The following is an 18,847-nucleotide window of genomic DNA, read 5'->3' on the forward strand; positions in this document are numbered from 1 at the left end:
GCAACTCGCCATCCTTCCACGGCGCGTCGCGAGGGCCGGTGCGGAAAGGGAATCCATGCTTAGCGCATGGACGTCGACACGGACGGTCACGAAGACGAGATGGCGTACTGGCGTCGCCGTGCCCTCGCCCTGGCGGGGTCGCTGGCCGTCGTCGCCCTGCTGGCGTGGGCCTGCAACGCCGGGCGGGACGAGTCCGCCGTGCGCACCGGGGCCTCCGCGACCCCTTCGCCCTCGAAGGCGTCCGGGGCGCTCCCGATGGTGATGCCCACGGTCACGGTGACCGCCACCGCCAAGGTCAGGATGCCGCCCAAGCCGCATTCCAAGCCCAACGAGGACGGGAACGCCTGCGCCCGTCACGACGTGGTGGTGTCGTTCACGTCCCAGGCCGCCCGCTACAAGGGGGGCGACCGGCCGCAGTTCACGCTGTCGGTCGTCAACACCGGCGCTCGGAGCTGCACCTTCGACGTCGGGCCCAAGGCCCTGGAGACCCGGATCACCTCGGGCTCGGACAAGATCTGGTCATCGGCGCACTGCGCCGAGGGCCCCGGCTCGTCCCCCCGCGAACTCCGCCGGGGCATCCCGTACATCCAGACGATCACCTGGGACCGCCGCCGCTCCACACCCGCCTGCGCGGACACCCGCCGCCGCGCCGCCCCGGGCACCTACGTCGCCACGCTCCGCAGCGCCGGCGACAAGGTCGAACGCCGAGTCTTCCGCCTCCGCTGACCGCCTCGGCCGGGTCGGCACATGTCGCTCGACGGCGTCCGGTCGGTCCACGCGGGTGCCGTCGCGCCGCCCCGGCACCTGTGCGGCCTCGCCTTGCGGCGACGGCGTCCAGATCGAGCGCCGAGTCTTCCGTCTCCGCTGAGGCCCCGGCGGGGTCGGGCGGATGTGGCTCGACGGCGGCCGGCGGCCGGTCTCTCGTTCGCGGACGGCTCTGGCGGGTCGGCGTTCGCGTCGTCGTGTCGGCTGCGTCGGGCGATCGGTCCGGTCGTTCGCGGTGGTGCGGGCCTGCGGCCCGGCGATGGTGTCCGGGGGCGGCTCAGACGTAGCGTTCGAGGATCGAGGACTCGGCCAGTCGGGACAGGCCCTCGCGGACGCTGCGGGCGCGGGACTCGCCGACGCCGCCGACGGACTGGAGGTCGTCGATGCTCGCCGCCAGCAGCTTCTGCAGACCGCCGAAGTGCTCCACCAGGTGCTCGACGACCAGGCCGGGCAGCCGGGGGACCTTGGCCAGCAGGCGGTAGCCCTTGGGGCTGACCGGGATGTCGAGGGCGTCGGGGCCGGCGTAGCCCATCACCTCGGCGACCGTGGTCAGGTCGAGCAGCTCGTTGGCGCTCAGCGTGTCGAGGGCGTCCAGCACCTGGGCGACGAGCCGTTCGGGCGTCTCCGGGGGCTGGTAGTCGCGGACGATCAGCTCGCGGTCGACGTCGACGCCGGAGACCAGCTCGTCCAACTGGAGCGACAGCAGCCGGCCGTCGGTGCCCAGCTCGACCACGTAGCCCTCGATCTCGTCGGCGATCCGGCGGACCATCTCCAGCCGCTGGACCACGGCGGTCACGTCGCGGACGGTGACCAGGTCCTCGATCTCCAGGGCCGACAGGGTGCCGGAGACCTCGTCCAGGCGCAGCTTGTAGCGCTCGAGGGTCGCCAGGGCCTGGTTGGCCTTGGACAGGATGGCCGCCGAGTCCTCCAGCACGTAGCGGGTGCCGTCGAGGTAGAGGGCGATGATCCGCATGGACTGGCTGACCGAGATCACCGGGAAGCCGCACTGCTTGGCGACCCGTTCCGCGGTGCGGTGCCGAGTGCCGGACTCCTCGGTCGGGATGGTCGGGTCGGGCACCAGGTGCACGGCGGCCCGGACGATCCGCGCGTGGTCGCTGCCGAGCACGATCGCGCCGTCCATCTTGGCCAGCTCCCGCAGCCGGGTCGCGGAGAACTCCACGTCCAGCTCGAAGCCGCCGGAGCACAGCTCGGCGACGACCGGGTCGTAGCCGAGGACGATCAGGCCGCCGGTGTGCCCGCGCAGGATGCGCTCGAGGCCGTCGCGCAGCGCCGTTCCCGGCGCGAGCGCCGCCAGCGTGGCGCGGCGCCTCTCGTCATGACCCTTGTCGTGTACTGCTCCCACTGGACCCCCGCAGGTCGCCGAACGGCGCTTAGTTTACCGAGCCGCGCCGGTGACCGGCTCATCCCCGGGTCGCAGGTGAACCTTATGTGGATTAATACCCAAAGGTGACGACCTGGCCTCAAGGGGCCGTGAACGCCACCTGCAGGGCCTGCTGGAGGCTGTCGACCTCCATGACCTTCATGCCCTCGTAACTGACCGCCTGGGGCTCTCCGCGCCGCAGCGGGGTCTCGTCGCCCAGCTCCAACGCGCCCTTGGGGACCACCGCGGCCTTGAACCCCAGCCGGCTCGCCTCGGCCAGTCGCCGCTGCACGCCGGGCACCGCCCGGACCTCGCCGGCCAGCCCGACCTCGCCCAGCGCGATCACGTTGCCCGACAGCGCCTGCTCGACCGTCGACCCGGCGACCGCCAGCGCCACCGCCAGGTCCACCGACGTCTCGGAGAGCCGCACACCGCCGACCGTGGAGACGTACACGTCCTGGTCGTGCATCGAGATCTGGCAGCGGCGGGCCAGCACCGCCAGCACCATCGCGACGCGGGGCGACTCCAGCCCGGACGTGGCGCGACGCGGGGACGGCAGGAACGACTTGGCCACCAGCGCCTGGACCTCGGCGACCAGGGGACGGCGACCCTCCAGCGTCACCGTCACGCAGGTGCCCGGCACCGGCTCCTCGCGCCGGGTCAGGAACAGCCCGCTGGGGTCGGCCAGCCCCACGATGCCGACCTCGGACAGGTCGAAACAGCCCAACTCGTCGGTGGGCCCATAACGATTCTTCACGGCGCGGATCATGCGCAGCCGGCTGTGCCGGTCGCCCTCGAAGTAGAGGACCACGTCGACCAGGTGCTCCAACAACCGGGGACCGGCGATGGCCCCGTCCTTGGTCACATGCCCGACCAGCACGGTGGTGATCCCGCGCTCCTTGGCCACCCGGATCAGGTTGGCGGTGACCTCGCGGATCTGCGTGACACCACCCGGCGCCCCGTCGACCTCGGCCGTGCCGACGGTCTGGATCGAGTCCACCACCAGCAGCTTGGGCTCGACGGCGTCGACATGCCCGAGCACCGACGACAACTCCGTCTCGGCCGCCAGGTAGAGATCGTCGGCCACCGCCCCCACCCGGTCGGCCCGCAGCCGGACCTGCTCGGCGGACTCCTCACCCGTCACATACAACACGGGCGTACGGGCCGCGGCGAGCGCCGCCACCTCCAACAACAACGTCGACTTGCCGATCCCCGGCTCGCCCGCCAACAGCACCACGGCCCCCGGCACCATGCCGCCGCCGAGCACCCGGTCCAGCTCGTCCAGCCCGGTCGCCTGCGCCTGCGCCGACCGGACGTCCACCTGCCCGATCCGCCGCGCCGGCGTCGTCACCGGCCCGGCCGCCACCACGCGCGGTGGCGTCGCCGCCCCCGCCTCGCCCACGGTCCCCCACGCCTGGCACTCCCCGCAGCGCCCCACCCACTTGGACGTCTGCCAGCCGCACTCCGAGCACCGAAAGGCCGCCCGCGCCGTCTTCGCCTTCGCCATGACGCGAACAGTACGACCCCGATCCGACAAACACCCGCCGAAGCCCCCACGCCCCGTACCGAAGCCCGACCGTGCGCCCGACTCTCGACCCGACCGTGGGCCCGACTCTTGAACCCGACCGTGGGCCCGCGAGCGGGCCCGCGTGGTCTGGACTGAGGAGGCTTTCAAGATCGTGACGAAGGAGCGATCTTGAAAGCGACGAGGGAAGACCGCGCGTGTCAGGCCCGCGAGCCGCCGAGCGGAGCGAGGCCGTACACACGCCACCAGAGGTTGATCGCGTAGTCGACCTCGCATCCCGGGTGTTCGGCGAGGAAGGCGTCCGCCAGGTCCGCCGGGAACTCGATGCGGAGGACGGCGGCCAGGTCGTCGCGGTTCTGGAACGACCAGCGCGTCAGCAGCGGCTCGCGGGAGAAGCCCTGGGCGGCCCAGAAGCGTTCCACGGACTCGGCGTCGTACGAGGTCAGCCAGCGGCGGAACCAGCCGCCGAAGGTGGAGCGGGTCGCGTCGTTGTCGATGATCATGGCGGCCCCGCCGCGGCGCAGGACCCGGCGCAGCTCGGCCAGTCCCGGCTCGCAGCCGGGCCCGAAGAAGTACGCCCACCGGGCGTGGACCACGTCCACCGAGGCGTCCGGCAGCGGGATCCGCTGGGCGGTGCCGACACGCACGGTGACGTTCGGGAGGTCGCGGACCCGCCGGCCGGCCGCCGCCGCCAGCGCCGCGTGCGGCTCCACGCCGATCACCCGGGCCGCCTCCCGGGCGAAGAACGGCAGGTGGAAGCCGGTGCCGCAGCCGAGGTCCAGCACGGTGGCGCCGTCCCAGGGACGGATCCGGCGCATCGCCGCCTCCAGCACCCCGTCGGGGTCCACGGCGCGGTTCTCCACCTCGTAGACCTGGGGAGAGTTCCAGATGTTGGGGCTGGGCACGGCGCCCGCAGCGATCTCGGCCACGAGCGCCGAGGGTAGCGGGGCCGGCGGGGTGTCGCGCAGGTCATCGGCGGGGGCGGCCATGGCGTGCCACGCCCACGCATACCATGAGCGTTGCACGGTGCCGGTCCGCCGGGCAGCATTGTTCAATTCAGCGTGCACCGGCCGGCGCTCACCGGAGAGGCATTGAGCGAGCAACATGGCGAGGGAGCAGTGACTCCGCAGGACCACGGCGCAGTACCCGGGCTCAGGCTTTCCGACGCCCCGGTGACGCTCTCGACCGCCTCGGTCTACCCGGAGAAGGTGCCCAGCGCCTTCGAGATCGCGGCCGCGCTGGGCTACGACGGCGTCGAGGTCATGGTCGCCACCGACGCCGCCTCGCAGGACCTCAACGTCCTGCGCCGGCTGTCGGACTACCACCAGGTCCCGATCAAGTCGATCCACGCGCCCTGCCTGTTGCTGACCCAGCGGGTGTGGGGCCGTGAGCCGTGGGGCAAGTTGGTGCGCTCCAAGGAGGTCGCCGAGGAGCTGGGGGCCGAGGTGGTGGTCGTCCACCCGCCGTTCCGCTGGCAGCGCGAGTACGCCCGCGAGTTCGTCGAGGGCCTGGCGCGCATGCAGGAGGAGACCGACGTCGTCTTCGCCGTGGAGAACATGTTCCCGGTGCGGGCGCGCGGCGCCGAGGTCGGCATGTACGCCCCCGACTGGAACCCGCTCGACCAGGACTTCCCGCACGTGACGCTGGACCTGTCGCACACGGCGGTGTCGGGCTCGGACGCGCTGGAGATGGCCGAGGACCTCGGCGACCGGCTGCGACACGTTCATCTGGCCGACGGCATCGGCGTGACCAACAAGGACGAGCACCTGGTGCCGGGCCGGGGCGGTCAGCCGTGCGACGCGGTGCTGGAGAAGCTGGCCGACGACGGGTTCCGGGGGCACATCGTGCTGGAGGTCAACACCCGCCGGGCCGCGAGCCGGGCCGAGCGGCTGGAGGATCTGGCCGAGGCGCTGGCGTTCACCCGGCTGCACCTGGCCGCCGCCGACCGCACGTGGGAGGTCACCCCGGCCGGAGAGGTGACCCGCCGGGGCGCCCACTGATGGCCTCTCCCCGTACGGGCCGGCCCGGGCGGCGCCCGGGCCCGACGGAGACCCGTGAGCGGATCCTCGCCTGCGCCCGCCGACTGTTCGCCGAGAAGGGGTACGACGGGGCCTCGCTGCGCGGGATCGCCCGCGAGGCGGAGGTGGACCCGGCGCTGGTGCACCACTTCTTCGGCGGCAAGCAGGGCGTCTTCGTGGCGGCGATGGAGTTCCCGATCGACCCGGCGGTGATCGTGTCCCGGGTCGCCGAGGTCGGGTCCCGGGACGAGTTGGGCGTGGCGCTGGCCCGGACGTTCCTGGACGTCTGGGAGGACCCCGCCAGCCGTACGCCGCTGCTGGCCGTACTGCGCTCGGCGATGACGAACGAGCGGGTGGCCACGATGATGCGGCAGTTCGTCCAGGCGACGCTGCTGACCCCGGCCACCGAGACCTTCCGGATCCCGCCGATCCGGATCGAGGCCGCCATCGGGCAGCTCATCGGCGTCGCCATGCTGCGGTACGTGCTGGGGGTCGAACCGATCGCCTCGGCGACCCGCGAGGAGCTGGTGGAGCTGCTGGCCCCGACGCTGCAGCGGCACTTCGACGAGGTCTGAGGATCCCTCCGCGACGTCTTGACGGGGCCTTCGCGGCGACATAAATTCAACACATGATGAGTTCGAGTTCCACGGCGGTGAGCGTCCGCGACCTGCGGGTCCGACGGGGCGGCCGGGAGGTCCTGCGCGGTGTCGGCTTCGACGTGCCGCGCGGGTCCGTGGTCGGGCTGCTGGGCCCCAGCGGGTGCGGGAAGACCACGCTGATGCGGGCGCTCGTCGGCGTGCAGATCGTCGAGAGCGGCACCGTGCAGGTGCTCGGCCGCCCGGCCGGGAGCCCGGAGCTGCGCCGCACGGTCGGGTACGCGACCCAGAGCCCGGCCGTCTACCTCGACCTGACCGTTCAGGAGAACCTGCGGTACTTCGCCTCGGTCCTGGGCGTACCGCGCGGCGCCGTGCGCCGGGAGGTCGACCGGGTCGTCGACGAGGTCGGCCTCGGGCGACACCGCGACCAGGTGGCCGGCACGCTGTCCGGCGGGCAGCTCAGCCGGGCCAGCCTCGCGGTCGCCCTGCTCGGCGCGCCCGAGCTGGTGGTGTTGGACGAGCCCACCGTGGGTCTGGACCCGGTGCTGCGCCAGGAGCTGTGGCATCTGTTCAACGAGCTGGCCTCCAGGGGCACCACGCTGCTGGTCTCCAGCCATGTCATGGACGAGGCGGGCCGCTGCGAGCGTCTGCTGTTGATGCGCGAGGGCGAGATCCTCGCCGACGACACGCCCGCCGCGCTGCGCGCCCGTGCCGGCGTCGACGATCTGGAGGAGGTCTTCCTCCGACTGATCGCCGGCCGAGAGGGAGTGGGTTCGCGATGAGCGTCTCCGTCACGCTGGCCACGATGCGCCGCATCCTCGGCCAGCTCCGCCACGACCACCGCACGGTGGGCCTGATCGTCGGGGTCCCGACGGTGCTGATGATCCTGCTGCGGTACGTGTTCGACGACCCGGCGCTGTTCGACCGGGTGGGGCCGATGCTGCTGGGCGTGTTCCCGTTCGTGATCATGTTCACGGTGGCCGGGGTCGGCACGCTGCGGGAGCGGGCGAGCGGCACCCTGGAACGGCTGATGACCCTGCCGCCGGGCAGGCTCGACCTGCTGCTCGGGTACGCGCTGGCGTTCGGGCTGGTGGCCCTGGTGCAGGTCGGCGTCGTGCTGACCATCTCGCTGACCTGGCTGGGCCTGGACCTGTCCGGCTCGGTGGTCATGCTGGTGGTGGCCGCCCTGCTGAACGCGCTGCTGGGGGTGGCCCTCGGCCTGTTCGCCAGCGCCTTCGCCCGGACGGAGTTCCAGGCCGTCCAGTTGCTGCCCGCGTTCGTGCTGCCGCAGGCGCTGCTGTGCGGGCTGTTCGTGCCGCGCGACCGGATGGCGGGCTGGCTGGAGGCGATCTCCAACGCGCTGCCCCTGTCGTACGCCGTGGAGGCGATGCAACAGGTCACCCGCGAGTCCGGCGTCACCGGCACGCTCGTGCGCGACATCGTGGTGATCGCCGGCTGCGCGGTGCTCGCCCTCGGCCTGGGCGCCGCCACCCTGCGCCGACGCACTCCCTGAGGGCAGCGCCCCCGGCATGAGGGCGTGCGGGCCCGCCCTCGCGCTCGCCCTGCAGGCGGACGGGGCCGTGAGCCCGTAAACTCCGCGCCATGAGCACGCAGCCCTCTGAGGACAACGCGGAGCACGACGACACGTCCGGTGCCGTCGGTGCCGTGCGGACGGACGACGTTCCCGCAGAGGGGGCCGGGGAGGCCGGCGACGACGCCGCCCGGCAGACCCGCAGGCGGCGTCGGCGGCGGGTGCTGTGGTCGGTGCTGGTGTTCGTGATGCTGATCGTGCTGGGGATCGTGTCCCTGGTCTGGTGGCGGCAGGCGTCGTACAACGGGAACATCGACCGGCTGCCCGGCGTGATGCCCGCCGAGGAGGGGCGTCCCGGGCCCAACGTGGTCGGCACCGAGAACTGGCTGCTGGTCGGCTCCGACACGCGCGTCGAGAGCGCCACCACCGGCGATGACGGCGACCTGTGGAAGCCGGGGCAGCAGCGTTCCGACACGCTGATGCTGCTGCACCTGCCCGCCGACCGGGACAAGGCGTACGTGATCTCCTTCCCCCGCGACTCCTGGGTGCCGGTGCCCGGTCACGGCGTTCAGAAGATCAACGCCGCGTTCTCGTACGGGGGCCCGCCGCTGCTGATCGAGACCGTGGAGGACCTGACCGGCGTCCGCGTCGACCACTTCGGCGCGATCGACTTCAACGGGTTCAAGTCCATGACCGACGCGCTCGGCGGCGTGGACGTGCACGTCGCGAAGACCGTCTACGACCAGCACAGCAACATCACCTGGCACGCCGGCAAGAACCACCTCGACGGCGACAAGGCCCTGATGTTCGTCCGCCAGCGCAAGGAGCTGCCCAACGGCGACTTCGACCGCATCAAGCGTCAGCAGGCGTTCCTGCGCGCCGTCATCCAGAAGGCGGCCGAGGGCGGCACCATCAGCAACCCGCTCAAGCTGGACCGCTTCATGTCGGCGTTCACCAAGTCCATCAGCGTGGACGAGTCGGTGTCCGCCGGCGACCTGCGCTCCCTGGCCATCAGCATGCGCGGTGTCCGGGGCTCCGACATCACGTTCCTCACCGTCCCCAACAAGGGCCCGGCGTGGCGGGGCAAGCAGAGCGTGGTCCTCCTCGACGAGGCCAAGGCCAAGTCCCTGTACGACTCCGTCCGCAGCGCCGAGATCGCCGAATACGTCGAGCGGCACGGGGGAGCCAACAGCGTGGGCACCGTCTCCTAGCCCGGCGCAGGGCGGTGCTTACCCTGGGTGGTGGAAAGGGGTTGCCGCACGTGTTCCGTCAGGTTCTGTTGGCCGCGTCCCGCAGTAACGGTGTCCGTAGGGCGATGGAGACCGCGCCGTTCGCCCAAGGGGTCGTCCGCCGGTTCATCGCAGGCGGTGAGGTGGACGACGTCCTGGACGTCACCCTGAGCCTCACCGGTGACGGACGCCTCGTCACCATCGACCACCTGGGCGAGGACACCACCGAGCCCTCCCACGCCGAGGCGGTCGTCACGGACTACCTGTCCCTGCTGGACCGGCTCGGCTCCCAGGGGCTCGGCGACCGTGCCGAGGTGTCGGTGAAGCTGTCGGCGGTGGGGCGGGCGCTCGACGAGGGCCTCGCCGTGGAGAACGCCCGCCGGATCTGCGCGGCGGCCGAGACGGCGGGCACGACCGTCACGCTCGACATGGAGGACCACACCACGGTCGCCTCCACGTTGCGCATCCTCCGGGAGTTGCGGCGCGACCACCCGAGGACGGGCGCCGTCATCCAGTCGTACCTGCGGCGCTCCGAGGAGTACTGCGCCGAGCTGGCGTACGAGGGGTCCCGCGTACGGCTGTGCAAGGGGGCCTACGCCGCTCCGAGCGACGTCGCCTACTCCGCGCGGGCCGACATCGACAAGTCGTACGTCCGCTGCATGAAGGTGCTGATGGCGGGCCCCGGCTACCCGATGCTGGCCACCCACGACCCGCGCCTCATCGAGATCGCGGGCGCGCTGGCCGTGCTGCACGACCGGGCGCCCGGCGGCTTCGAGTACCAGATGCTGTACGGCATCCGCTCCGCCGAGCAGAGCCGCCTGGCGGGGATGGGCGCGCAGGTCCGCGTGTACGTCCCGTACGGGCGGGAGTGGTACGGCTACGCGATGCGGCGGATGGCCGAGCGCCCCGCCAACCTGGCCTTCGTGCTGCGCTCGTTCACGACCCGGACCTGAGGCGCGCGGGGTGCTCGCTAGGCTGGGCACGTGGCTGAACTGATCGCGATCCTCGGTGCGGGCAAGATGGGCGAGGCGCTGCTGTCCGGGGTGCTCCGGGCCGGTCGCCGTCCCGGCGAACTGGTGGTGACCGCCCGTCGTGCGGAGCGCGGCGCGCTGCTGCGCGAGCGGTACGGCGTCGAGGTCGTCACCAACGCCGAGGCCGCCAAGACGGCCGGCACCCTGATCCTGGCGGTCAAGCCGCAGGACATGGGCGCGCTGCTGGACGAGCTGCGGCCGCACGTCTCGCCGGGCCGGCTGGTCATCTCGATGGCGGCGGGCATCACCACCGGGTTCATCGAGGAGCGGCTGCCCGACGACGTCCCGGTCGTCCGCGTCATGTCCAACACGCCGGTGCTCGTCGACGAGGCCATGAGCGTGGTGTCGGCGGGCTCCCACGCGTCCGAGGAGCACCTCGGGCTGACCGAGGAGCTGCTGTCTCCGGTCGGCAAGGTGCTGCGCATCCCCGAGTCGCTCCAGGACGGCGCGACGGCGCTGTCGGGCAGCGGGCCGGCGTACTTCTACTACCTGGTCGAGGCGATGGTGGACGCGGGCATCCTGCTGGGCATGCCGCGCGCCGCCGCGCTCGAGATGGTGATCCAGTCGGCGGTCGGGGCGGCCGTCATGCTGCGCGACTCCGGGGAGCACCCGGTGCTGCTGCGCGAGGCGGTGACCTCGCCGGGCGGGACGACCATCGCCGCGATCCGCGAGCTGGAGCGCCACGGCGTCCGCGCGGCGGTGCTGGAGGCGATCGAGGCGGCCCGCAACCGGGGCCGGGAGCTGGCCGAGGGCTGACGTTCCGGACGACGGGCCCGGTCGGTTGATCCGAAGGGGGCCCGTTCCCGTGATGGGGGTATGGGAATTCTTCTCCGGGTGCTCCTCCCGACGCTCACGGCGGCGGGGCTGATCGTCGACGCCGTCGTCCACTGGACGTACGCGCCGGACCTGGCGGCGATCGAGGGCGGCGTCATCGGCGGCGACACGCTGTTCCGCGTCCAGGCGGTCGTGGCGGCGGTGGCGGCCGTGGCGGTGCTGGTGCGGACGCGGCGATGGACGTACGCGGTCGCCTTCGTGGTGGCGGCCGGTGCGGTCGGCGCGCTGTTGTTCTACTACCACGTCGACGTGGGGGCGCTGGGCCCGCTGCCGGCGATGCACGAGCCCGTCTGGTACCCCGAGAAGACGATCAGCCTGGTCGGCGAGGGTGTCGCCGCCCTGGCCGCGTCGGCCGGGCTCCTCCTGGAGCGCACCCGCGTGATCCCCCGGGAGTAGGGGCATCTCGGTCGCTCGGGGGAGTCGGCGGCATATGTCCGCTTTTTACGATGCGAGGGTGGCTCAGCGACGGTATATCCCGCTCGTCCTGACCGGTGTGCTGATCGCGACGGCACTCAGCGCGTGCAGTGGGGGTGAAGGGCCGGGGCGGGTGCGCCTCGGCACGGTGACCCTCGCCGACGTGGCCGAGGTGGTCGAGGCGCCCGGCACGGTCGCGGCGCGTGCGACGGCGACGCTCCGGTCCCCGGCGGAGGGTGTCATCACGCGGCTCCACGTCAAGGACGGCGACCGCGTCCGCGAGGGCGAGACCCTCGTCGAGATCGACTCACCGCAGGCCAGGGAACGGCTCCGCCAGGCCCGCGACGCCGACGCCGGCCTCGCCGGCGGGGCCTCCGTGCCGTCGGGCATCGACCTGGGGGGCTTCCAGCAGGGGGCCGACGGCGTCGCCCGGCGGGGCTTCCGCACCGCCCGTCAGGCGGCCGCCCGGATCCCCGACCCCCGGCAGCGCGCCCGCGTCCTCGCCGAGATCGCCAAGGCCGAGGCCCAGTACGCCACGGCGGCCGCTGCGGCCCGTGCCGCCGTGATACGGCTGAACGCGGGCCTCGGCAGCGTCAGCTCGGCGATGACCTCCATCACCGCCGCCCAGCGCGTCCAGACCAGGGCGGCGGTCCGGACCGCCGAGCAGGCCGTACGGGGCCTCACCATCAAGGCCCCGTTCGACGGTGTGGTCAGCCTCGGCGGCCCGGCGAGCGGCGGCGGTGGCGGTGGCCTGGGCGACCTGGCGGACCAACTCCCTCCACAGCTCCAAGGACAGGCCGGGGCCCTGGGCGCGCTCGGCGGCGGTGGGGGCCCGACCGACCCCGCCTCCGTGGCCCAGGGCGCGCCCATCGGGTCGGGCGGCGCGGTGGTGACGGTCACCGACGTCTCCGAGCTGACCGTCGCCGCCGACGTGGACGAGACCGACATCCTCAAGGTGAGGCCGGGTGTCAAGGCCGAGGTCGAATTGGACGCCGTCGAGGGGGCGACCTACCCGGCGGTCGTCACCGCCGTGGGCGTGAGCCCCAAGGAGTCCACCGGCGGCGGCGTGACGTACCGGGTCACGCTCCGCCTCGAACGCGGCGCGGGCACCGACGGGTCGGAGGCGCCCTGGCCCAAGCCCGGCATGAGCGCGGTGGCCGATCTGCGGGTCCGCGAGGTCAGCGACACGGTCTCGATCCCGTCCTCCGCCGTGCTCACCAGCGGCCGCGACAGCACCGTGTGGGTGTTCTCCGCCGGGCGGGCGCGACGGCGGGTGATCCGGGTCGGCGCTCAGAGCGACGCGCTCGTTCAGGTCGCCTCGGGGCTTCGGGTCGGCGAACGCATCGTCGTGCGCGGCGCGGGCTCCGTCAAGGACGGCCAGGAGCTGCCGGAGTGATGGACGCCCCCGCCGCCCTGGAGGCGATCGACGTCACCCGCACGTACACGATGGAGGGTGTCGCGGTCTCGGCGCTGCGCGGCGTTGACCTGCGCATCGAGGAGGGCGAGTTCGCCAGCATCGTCGGGCCCTCGGGGTCGGGCAAGTCCACCCTCATGCACCTCCTGGGCTGCCTCGACCGGCCCACCGGAGGCGTGCTGCGCGTCGCCGGACGCAACGTCTCCGAGCTGTCGGAGTCGGAGTTGGCCGAACTGCGCAACCGCCGTGTCGGCTTCGTGTTCCAGTCGTTCCAGCTCCTCGCCCGGACGAGTGCTCGCGACAACGTGGCGCTGCCGCTGGTCTACCGGGGCGTCGCGCGCGGCGAACGGCGACGGCGCGCCACCGAGGCCTTGACCAGGGTCGGTCTCCGGCACCGGCTCGACCACCGGCCCAGCCAGCTCTCCGGCGGCGAGCAGCAGCGCGTCGCGATCGCCCGCGCCCTGGTGGGCGACCCCCGCGTGGTGCTGGCCGACGAGCCCACCGGAAACCTCGACACCACCACCGGCCACGAGGTCATGGATCTGCTGGCCCACCTCAACGCCGAGCAGGGCGTGGCGATCGTGCTGGTCACCCATGAGCCCGACATCGCCGCACGCACCCGCCGCCAGATCCACATCCGCGACGGCCTCATCGAACTCGACACGGGCGCGTCCTCGTGAGGATCGCCGAGAGCTTCCGCGTGGCGTTGGACGCCCTGCGGGTCAACCGGCTGCGCAGCGTCCTGACCATGTTCGGCGTCGTGATCGGCGTGGCCGCCGTGGTCGTCCTGGTCGCCATCGGCGGCGGCGCCCGCGACCTGGTGGAACGGGAGATCGAGGGCCTCGGCTCCAACATCATCCTGGTCTCGCCCGGAGAGTTCTCGTTCGGCAGCGCCCCGACCGTCAGCCGGATGCGCCTCGACGACGTCGAGTACCTGCACCGCACGCTCGGCGAGGACGCCGAGATCGCGGTGACCCTCACCTCCGGCGAGCCCGTCCGCGCCGGCCGGAACCAGTCGTACGCCTCCATCGTGGGCACCAACGAGGCCATGCGCGACGTCTTCGACCGCCCGCTGCGCGCCGGGGGCCGCTACCTCAGCGAGATCGACGTCGAGACCCGCCGCCGCGTCGTCGTCCTGGGCTCCCGCACCGCCGAGGACATCTTCGGCGACGTCGACCCGGTGGGCCGCCAGATCGCCGTCGCGGGCGGCACCCGCTTCCGCGTGATCGGCGTCTTCGAGGAGGTCGGCCAGGCGTTCGGCCAGACCCGCGACACCGAGCTGCACATGCCGGTGACCACCGTCCAGCGCCTCCTGGGCGTCGACCGCATCGACTTCATGGCCCTGCGCGCCTCCTCCGCCGAGGCCATCCCGCGCCTCCAGGACGAGGTCGTGGACGCCCTGGAACGCCGCTATCCCGGTGAACGCTTCTCCGCCATCACCCAGACCCAGCTCCTCGGCACCATCGGCACCGTCCTGGGCGCCCTCACCGGCGTCCTGGCCGCCATCGCCGCCATCTCCCTGCTGGTCGGCGGCGTGGGGGTCTCCAACATCATGCTGGTCGGCGTACGAGAGCGCACCCGGGAGATCGGCCTCCGCAAGGCCCTGGGAGCCCGCCAGCGCGACATCCTCACCCAGTTCCTCACCGAGGCCGTTCTCCTGACCTCCCTGGGCGGCGCCGTGGGCATAGCCCTGGGCGTCTCCGCCGCCCTCACCATCTCCGCGCTCTCCCCGGTGCCCGCCACCATCGCCTGGTGGTCGCCGACCCTCGCCTTCGCCGTCTCGGCCGCCGTCGGCGTCTTCTTCGGCGTGGTCCCCGCCCGCCGCGCCGGCCGGCTCGACCCGGTCACGGCGCTGCGGACGGAGTGATCAGCGGGTGGCCGCGACCTCGGCGGCGACGGCGCGCATGACCGTCAGGGTCTCCGCCTCATCGACGGTGCTGAAGAGGGTCGTCTTGACGATGACGACGCGGTGCTTGGTCGACATGTAGAGCATCTGACCGCCGAAGCCTCCGTTCCAGTAGCCCTCCGTGCCGTCGAGCACGCTCACGATGTTGTGGTCGGGCTGGACCGGGGTGGGGATGGACGCGTAGTCGAGCCAGGAGGTGGGGAGCACCTGGCGTCCGTTCGCGCGCCCGCCGTTGAGCATGAGCAGGCCGTACCGGGCCAGGTCGCGGTTCTGGGCGTGGTAGCAGCAGTAGCCCAGCGCGTTGCCGTGCAGGTCGTTGCCGACGAAGGCCCCGGCGGCCATTCCGGCCGGTCCCCAGATCTTGTCCTGGACGTACTGGTGGTACGGCCGGCGCGTCGCCCGTTCCAGTACGAGGGCGAGCACGGCGCTGTTGAGGCTGTTGTAGTTGTAGGCGCTGCCCTGTGGCACGTCGCCGGACTGCCGGGCCGCGTACTGCAGGGTCGAGACCAGGCCGGTGCCCGCCAGGAGCTGCAGCCAGTAGTCGTCGACGCTCGAATTCCACTTGATGCCCGAGGTCATGTGCAGCAGGTTGCGGATCGTGACCGCTCCGAACGGGCGATCGGCGAGCTCGGGCACGTACGCCCCGACCGTGTCGTCCAGGGAACGGATCGCTCCCTCCGTGTGCGCGATGCCGATGGCGTGCGCGGTGAACGCCTTGGCGATGGACCACGTCTGGAACAGGGTGCTCGGCGAACGGCCGGGCGCGTACCACTCGTTGACGATCTTGTTTCCGTCCAGGACCACGAAGCCCTGGGCCGCCCGTTCGAGATAGTCGGGCAGCGTGCGCGTCTGCCCTCCGTGGTCGTACGTCACGTCCAGCGGGCGCTGGGCGTTCACCAACTCCACGGGGTCGGACGACGGCCGAAGCGGGTCGCGGTTCAACAAGGCGCTGCGCGACACCTCCGCTCCGGCAGTGGGCACGGCCACGACGCTCAGCGCGAGCGCGGGGGCCAGGACGAGCGAGATGAGGACACGACGCATCGGGTGCTCCAGGGGTTCGACGTTCGGGTGTGGTCGGCGTGGGCCTCGGGGCCGTTTCGGCGTCCGAGGCCCGGCGCTCATGGCGTTGCGGCGGGCCGGTCAGCCCCGGGAGGCGGCGACGGCCGCCGCGATCGCCCGGAAGGCGACCAACTGTTCGGAATCGGAGGTGAGCACCGTGGCGAGGGTCGACTTGGCGATCACGACACCGTGCCGGGGCGAAACGTAGATCTTCTGTCCGGCGAACCCGGAGGCCAGGTAGTCGCCGTGCGAGCCGCCGCCGAGCCACCAATGGAGCCCGTAGCCGGTGTCGTCGTTCTCGAAGTCGGGCTCGTTGAACGGCGCCGACGGCCGGGTCGACTCCCGCACCCAGGACTCCGACACCACCTGCCGCCCGCCGGCCCGCCCGTTGTTGAGGTAGAGCAGCCCCAGCCGCGAATAGTCCTCGACGGTGGCCATGAAACAGCAGTAACCGAGGTCGTTGCCGTGGTGATCGCGGCTGATGACGGCGTCGCTGGCCATCCCGGCCGGGTGCCAGATCTTCTCCTCGACGTAGCGGTAGAACGGCCTGCCGGTCGCCTTGCCGATCAGCCAGGCCAGCACGAACGAGTTCATGCCGCTGTACTCGAACCTGCTGCCCGGCTCCCAGCCGCGCCGCCGGCGCTTGGCGAACTCGGTGACGGGGATTCCCGCCGCCGCGCCCAGGTGGACGGGCGGGATGTTGAGCGGCTCGGTCCAGGTGATCCCCGAGGACATCCGCAGCACGTCGCGGATGGACACCCCGTCGTAGCCGGACGTCCCCAACTCGGGGACGTACTTGGTGACGGGGTCGTCGATCGAGTCGATGTGCCCCTCGTCCACGGCGATGCCGACGGCGGTCCCGACGAACCCCTTCGACGCCGACCACGACTGGAACCGGGTCCCGGGGTTCGACGCGAAGTAGTGGTCGCCGACGATCTCGTTGCTCTCGCCGTCCACGACCACGAAGCCCCAGGCCGCCGACCGGTCCAGGAACTCCTTCAGCGTGTACCGCCTGCCGTCGTACTCGTACGACACGTCCAGGGGCCGGATCGCCCGGGTCAACGGCAACGGCTGCGGCGACTTGCGCAGCGGGTGGGACGGCAGGATCGCCGAGATGACGTCCGGCCCGGAAGAGGGAGGCGAGTCGGAGGCGACGGCCGCTGGCGTGAGCCCGACGACCAACACCCCGGCGGCGAGCGCCGCGATGAGTGTGCGCATACCCCGATGGTGGAGACGGCGGACCGCCGGCGCTAGAGCGCAATATAACAATGTTGTCCCTGATTTTCGCCCGGCGCCACGGCGCCCGGACGCGTCGTTGCCGCCGCCGGTGTGAGGGTCAGTGGGGTGGGGGCATGGGGGAGATCGCGTTGCCGGGGCTGCAGCCGCCCTCGCCGGGCATGCGTTGGATTCGGGCGGCCGGGGTGAAGACGTCGGTCTTGCCCGGGGTGATGCGGGCCAGGACGCAGTCGAGGGCCGTGTCCAGGTAGGGCTTGACGGTGAGGGAGAGGCCGACGACGTTGCCCAGGGTGAGGTACTCGGCGCGGATGGCGGGGTCCAGGCGGAGGTCGGTCACGGCTTGGCGGACCTTCGTCTCGTTCACCGTTCCGCCCTTGGGTACGCGGGGGAGTGCCTTGCGCAGCCGCGCTTGCGAAGGGAGTTCCGGTGTCTTCGGCCAGGGAGCGAACTTCAGGGGTGTTCCCTTGGGGCAGGTGACCTGGTCCGGGGTGTCTTCCCAGTCGGTCTCGGAGTTGAACGTCAGCTCGTAGCAGCGCCGTACGGTGATGACCTCCGGGCTTCCCCACGAGTCGCCCCCGGCCGAGCCCTCGACACGGATGACCACTCGTACGCCGCCATCGTGGGTGGTCTCGCCCGACACCTTCATGACGTCCACGTCGTCGAGCTCGGACGCGCGGTGTCCCATGTCCTGCGCGGTCCACACACGTCCGTGGCCGTAGAGGGCCTTGAGGACGCGGCCGGCCTTCTCCTGGGCCGAGTCGGCGGCGCGGTCCTCCGGTGAGGGCAGCGCGCCGCAACCGCCCAAGGTCAGGACGATGGCGAGAGAGCCCCACAGGTGTCGACGCATGGGCCCAGCATCACACCTGGACGAACGGACACATATCCGTACTCGTACTCAGATTCAAGGCGACAGGCGTCAGGCGACGGCGCCGGGGTCGTCGGCGGGGTCGCCGATGACGGTGCGGACGAAGCTCGCCGTCTCCTCCATGGCCTCGCGGGCCTCCGGGAGGACGCGGTTGAGGAGCTGGAAGACGTGCATCTGGCCCTCGTAGATCTGGAGGCGGCAGTCCGTGCCGGAGTCCTGGAGGGTCTGCGCGAGGCGTTCGGCCTCGGGACGGAGGATCTCGTCGCCGCCGACCTGGATGAGGACGGGCGGGACGTCCGCCCACGAGCACTCCAGGAGGGCCAGGCGCGGGTCGGCGAAGTCGCCCATGACCATCTGGCCGATGCGGCGGGCCGTGTGGATGCTGATGTAGGCGTCCTGGACGTGCGGCGCGCACTCGGTCGACAGCTCGCAGGTCAGGTCGACCCACGGCGAGTACAGGACCAGGCCCGCCGGGGAGGGGAGGCCGGTGCGGCAGATCTCGCCGGTCAGGGCGGCGGCCAGGTGGCCGCCCGCCGAGTCGCCGGCAATGACGATGCGGTCGGCCGGGTAGCCCTCGTCGATCAGCCAGAGGTACGCGTCCAGGGCGTCGTCGAGCGGCGCGGGGAACGGGTGCTCCGGGGCGAGCCGGTAATGGGGGACGAAGACGGGCAGCCCCGTGTCGACGGTCAGCCGGGAGCTGATCGGGCGGTACGTGCGCGGCGAGCAGACGATGTAGCCGCCGCCGTGCAGGTAGAGGATCGCGGCGTCGTCGGCCGCGCCGTCCTCCGGGGTGAGCATCTCGCCGATGACCGGCCGGGCGTCCTCGTCGTCGGCCTGCGGGGCGTTGACACCCTCGACCTTGGCGCGCGGGTGGTGTCCGACCAGTATCGAGGCGGCCTCGACGGCGGTGCGGGCGGTGCGGATGCCGACCGTGTGACCGGGCAGTCTGTGGACGAGGGGTCGTAGGCCGAACCGCAACGCGCGGGAGATGACCGCACTCTGCATACTCATCGGCACCCCCTGGAGATGTTTCGTTCGTGTTA

General features: G+C 72.0%; 19 protein-coding genes. 12 read left to right on the forward strand and 7 right to left on the reverse strand.

The annotated features are described in order from the left end of the window. The first annotated feature begins 66 nt into the window (after nt 1-66). A complete protein-coding gene (locus DFJ69_RS16935) occupies nt 67-726 on the forward strand; it encodes a hypothetical protein (protein ID WP_170177696.1) in 660 nt (219 codons plus the stop codon). Between the two features lie 316 nt (nt 727-1,042). Here the strand turns inward: DFJ69_RS16935 and disA are convergent, their stop codons facing one another. The 3 genes from disA to DFJ69_RS16950 form a co-directional block, all read right to left on the reverse strand. Continuing rightward, nucleotides 1,043-2,128, reverse strand: coding sequence for a DNA integrity scanning diadenylate cyclase DisA (disA, locus tag DFJ69_RS16940; RefSeq protein WP_116023490.1), 1,086 nt, complete (start codon nt 2,126-2,128; stop codon nt 1,043-1,045). Nucleotides 2,129-2,246: 118 nt separating this feature from the next. Further along, a complete protein-coding gene (gene radA / locus DFJ69_RS16945; protein ID WP_116023491.1) occupies nt 2,247-3,653 on the reverse strand; it encodes a DNA repair protein RadA in 1,407 nt (468 codons plus the stop codon). Between the two features lie 218 nt (nt 3,654-3,871). Further along, nucleotides 3,872-4,519 (reverse strand): class I SAM-dependent methyltransferase, encoded by a 648-nt coding sequence (locus DFJ69_RS16950; RefSeq protein ID WP_245974755.1) that lies wholly within the window; start codon nt 4,517-4,519, stop codon nt 3,872-3,874. A gap of 270 nt (nt 4,520-4,789) precedes the next feature. Here DFJ69_RS16950 and DFJ69_RS16955 point away from each other — a divergent pair, with 270 nt between their 5' ends. From DFJ69_RS16955 to DFJ69_RS17005, 11 genes are all read left to right on the forward strand, one after another. After that, a complete protein-coding gene (locus tag DFJ69_RS16955; protein ID WP_116023492.1) occupies nt 4,790-5,671 on the forward strand; it encodes a sugar phosphate isomerase/epimerase family protein in 882 nt (293 codons plus the stop codon). After that, on the forward strand, nt 5,671-6,264 hold the full coding sequence (locus DFJ69_RS16960) for a TetR/AcrR family transcriptional regulator (protein ID WP_116023493.1): 594 nt from the start codon (nt 5,671-5,673) through the stop codon (nt 6,262-6,264). The genes DFJ69_RS16955 and DFJ69_RS16960 overlap by 1 nt, the downstream gene beginning before the upstream one ends. A 53-nt stretch (nt 6,265-6,317) precedes the next feature. After that, a complete protein-coding gene (locus DFJ69_RS16965; RefSeq protein ID WP_211328644.1) occupies nt 6,318-7,067 on the forward strand; it encodes an ABC transporter ATP-binding protein in 750 nt (249 codons plus the stop codon). After that, complete coding sequence (locus DFJ69_RS16970) at nt 7,064-7,798, forward strand: ABC transporter permease (RefSeq protein WP_116023494.1); 735 nt, start codon at nt 7,064-7,066, stop codon at nt 7,796-7,798. Before DFJ69_RS16965 ends, DFJ69_RS16970 begins: the two co-directional genes overlap by 4 nt. An 89-nt stretch (nt 7,799-7,887) precedes the next feature. After that, a complete protein-coding gene (locus DFJ69_RS16975; protein ID WP_116023495.1) occupies nt 7,888-9,027 on the forward strand; it encodes an LCP family protein in 1,140 nt (379 codons plus the stop codon). Nucleotides 9,028-9,077: 50 nt separating this feature from the next. Further along, nucleotides 9,078-9,998, forward strand: a complete 921-nt coding sequence (locus DFJ69_RS16980; RefSeq protein ID WP_116026697.1) for a proline dehydrogenase family protein — start codon at nt 9,078-9,080, stop codon at nt 9,996-9,998. Between the two features lie 39 nt (nt 9,999-10,037). Continuing rightward, a complete protein-coding gene (gene proC / locus DFJ69_RS16985) occupies nt 10,038-10,832 on the forward strand; it encodes a pyrroline-5-carboxylate reductase (RefSeq protein WP_211328986.1) in 795 nt (264 codons plus the stop codon). Nucleotides 10,833-10,892: 60 nt separating this feature from the next. Beyond that, nucleotides 10,893-11,306 carry a hypothetical protein gene (locus DFJ69_RS16990; protein ID WP_147312348.1) on the forward strand — a complete coding sequence of 138 codons (414 nt, stop codon included), beginning with the start codon at nt 10,893-10,895 and terminating at the stop codon, nt 11,304-11,306. Nucleotides 11,307-11,364: 58 nt separating this feature from the next. After that, nucleotides 11,365-12,720, forward strand: a complete 1,356-nt coding sequence (locus DFJ69_RS16995; RefSeq protein WP_170177697.1) for an efflux RND transporter periplasmic adaptor subunit — start codon at nt 11,365-11,367, stop codon at nt 12,718-12,720. Then, a complete protein-coding gene (locus DFJ69_RS17000; protein WP_116023499.1) occupies nt 12,720-13,418 on the forward strand; it encodes an ABC transporter ATP-binding protein in 699 nt (232 codons plus the stop codon). The genes DFJ69_RS16995 and DFJ69_RS17000 overlap by 1 nt, the downstream gene beginning before the upstream one ends. Further along, the gene (locus tag DFJ69_RS17005; RefSeq protein ID WP_116023500.1) at nt 13,415-14,605 is read left to right on the forward strand and encodes an ABC transporter permease; all 1,191 of its coding nucleotides are present in this window, start codon (nt 13,415-13,417) and stop codon (nt 14,603-14,605) included. Before DFJ69_RS17000 ends, DFJ69_RS17005 begins: the two co-directional genes overlap by 4 nt. On the opposite strand, the gene DFJ69_RS17010 is transcribed toward DFJ69_RS17005, so the two are convergent. The 4 genes from DFJ69_RS17010 to DFJ69_RS17025 form a co-directional block, all read right to left on the reverse strand. Next, nucleotides 14,606-15,685 carry a serine hydrolase domain-containing protein gene (locus DFJ69_RS17010; protein ID WP_116023501.1) on the reverse strand — a complete coding sequence of 360 codons (1,080 nt, stop codon included), beginning with the start codon at nt 15,683-15,685 and terminating at the stop codon, nt 14,606-14,608. Between the two features lie 99 nt (nt 15,686-15,784). Continuing rightward, a complete protein-coding gene (locus DFJ69_RS17015; RefSeq protein WP_116023502.1) occupies nt 15,785-16,921 on the reverse strand; it encodes a serine hydrolase domain-containing protein in 1,137 nt (378 codons plus the stop codon). A gap of 118 nt (nt 16,922-17,039) precedes the next feature. Continuing rightward, on the reverse strand, nt 17,040-17,786 hold the full coding sequence (locus DFJ69_RS17020) for a translation initiation factor IF-2 (protein WP_116023503.1): 747 nt from the start codon (nt 17,784-17,786) through the stop codon (nt 17,040-17,042). Between the two features lie 69 nt (nt 17,787-17,855). Further along, nucleotides 17,856-18,815 (reverse strand): alpha/beta hydrolase, encoded by a 960-nt coding sequence (locus tag DFJ69_RS17025; protein ID WP_116023504.1) that lies wholly within the window; start codon nt 18,813-18,815, stop codon nt 17,856-17,858. Between the last annotated feature and the right edge of the window lie 32 nt (nt 18,816-18,847).

The sequence above is a fragment of the Thermomonospora umbrina genome (assembly GCF_003386555.1).
Classification (GTDB): Bacteria; Actinomycetota; Actinomycetes; order Streptosporangiales; family Streptosporangiaceae; genus Thermomonospora; species Thermomonospora umbrina.

Excerpts from the sequence above, each read along its gene's own strand:
- DFJ69_RS17010 (WP_116023501.1), bottom strand. The coding sequence starts at position 15,685 with ATGCGTCGTGTCCTCATCTCGCTCGTCCTGGCCCCCGCGCTCGCGCTG.
- DFJ69_RS16975 (WP_116023495.1), top strand. The coding sequence starts at position 7,888 with ATGAGCACGCAGCCCTCTGAGGACAACGCGGAGCACGACGACACGTCC.
- DFJ69_RS17000 (WP_116023499.1), top strand. The coding sequence starts at position 12,720 with ATGGACGCCCCCGCCGCCCTGGAGGCGATCGACGTCACCCGCACGTAC.
- radA (WP_116023491.1), bottom strand. The coding sequence starts at position 3,653 with ATGGCGAAGGCGAAGACGGCGCGGGCGGCCTTTCGGTGCTCGGAGTGC.
- DFJ69_RS16960 (WP_116023493.1), top strand. The coding sequence starts at position 5,671 with ATGGCCTCTCCCCGTACGGGCCGGCCCGGGCGGCGCCCGGGCCCGACG.
- DFJ69_RS16965 (WP_211328644.1), top strand. The coding sequence starts at position 6,318 with ATGATGAGTTCGAGTTCCACGGCGGTGAGCGTCCGCGACCTGCGGGTC.
- DFJ69_RS16970 (WP_116023494.1), top strand. The coding sequence starts at position 7,064 with ATGAGCGTCTCCGTCACGCTGGCCACGATGCGCCGCATCCTCGGCCAG.
- DFJ69_RS17020 (WP_116023503.1), bottom strand. The coding sequence starts at position 17,786 with ATGCGTCGACACCTGTGGGGCTCTCTCGCCATCGTCCTGACCTTGGGC.
- DFJ69_RS16935 (WP_170177696.1), top strand. The coding sequence starts at position 67 with ATGGACGTCGACACGGACGGTCACGAAGACGAGATGGCGTACTGGCGT.
- DFJ69_RS17015 (WP_116023502.1), bottom strand. The coding sequence starts at position 16,921 with ATGCGCACACTCATCGCGGCGCTCGCCGCCGGGGTGTTGGTCGTCGGG.
- DFJ69_RS16990 (WP_147312348.1), top strand. The coding sequence starts at position 10,893 with ATGGGAATTCTTCTCCGGGTGCTCCTCCCGACGCTCACGGCGGCGGGG.
- DFJ69_RS17025 (WP_116023504.1), bottom strand. The coding sequence starts at position 18,815 with ATGAGTATGCAGAGTGCGGTCATCTCCCGCGCGTTGCGGTTCGGCCTA.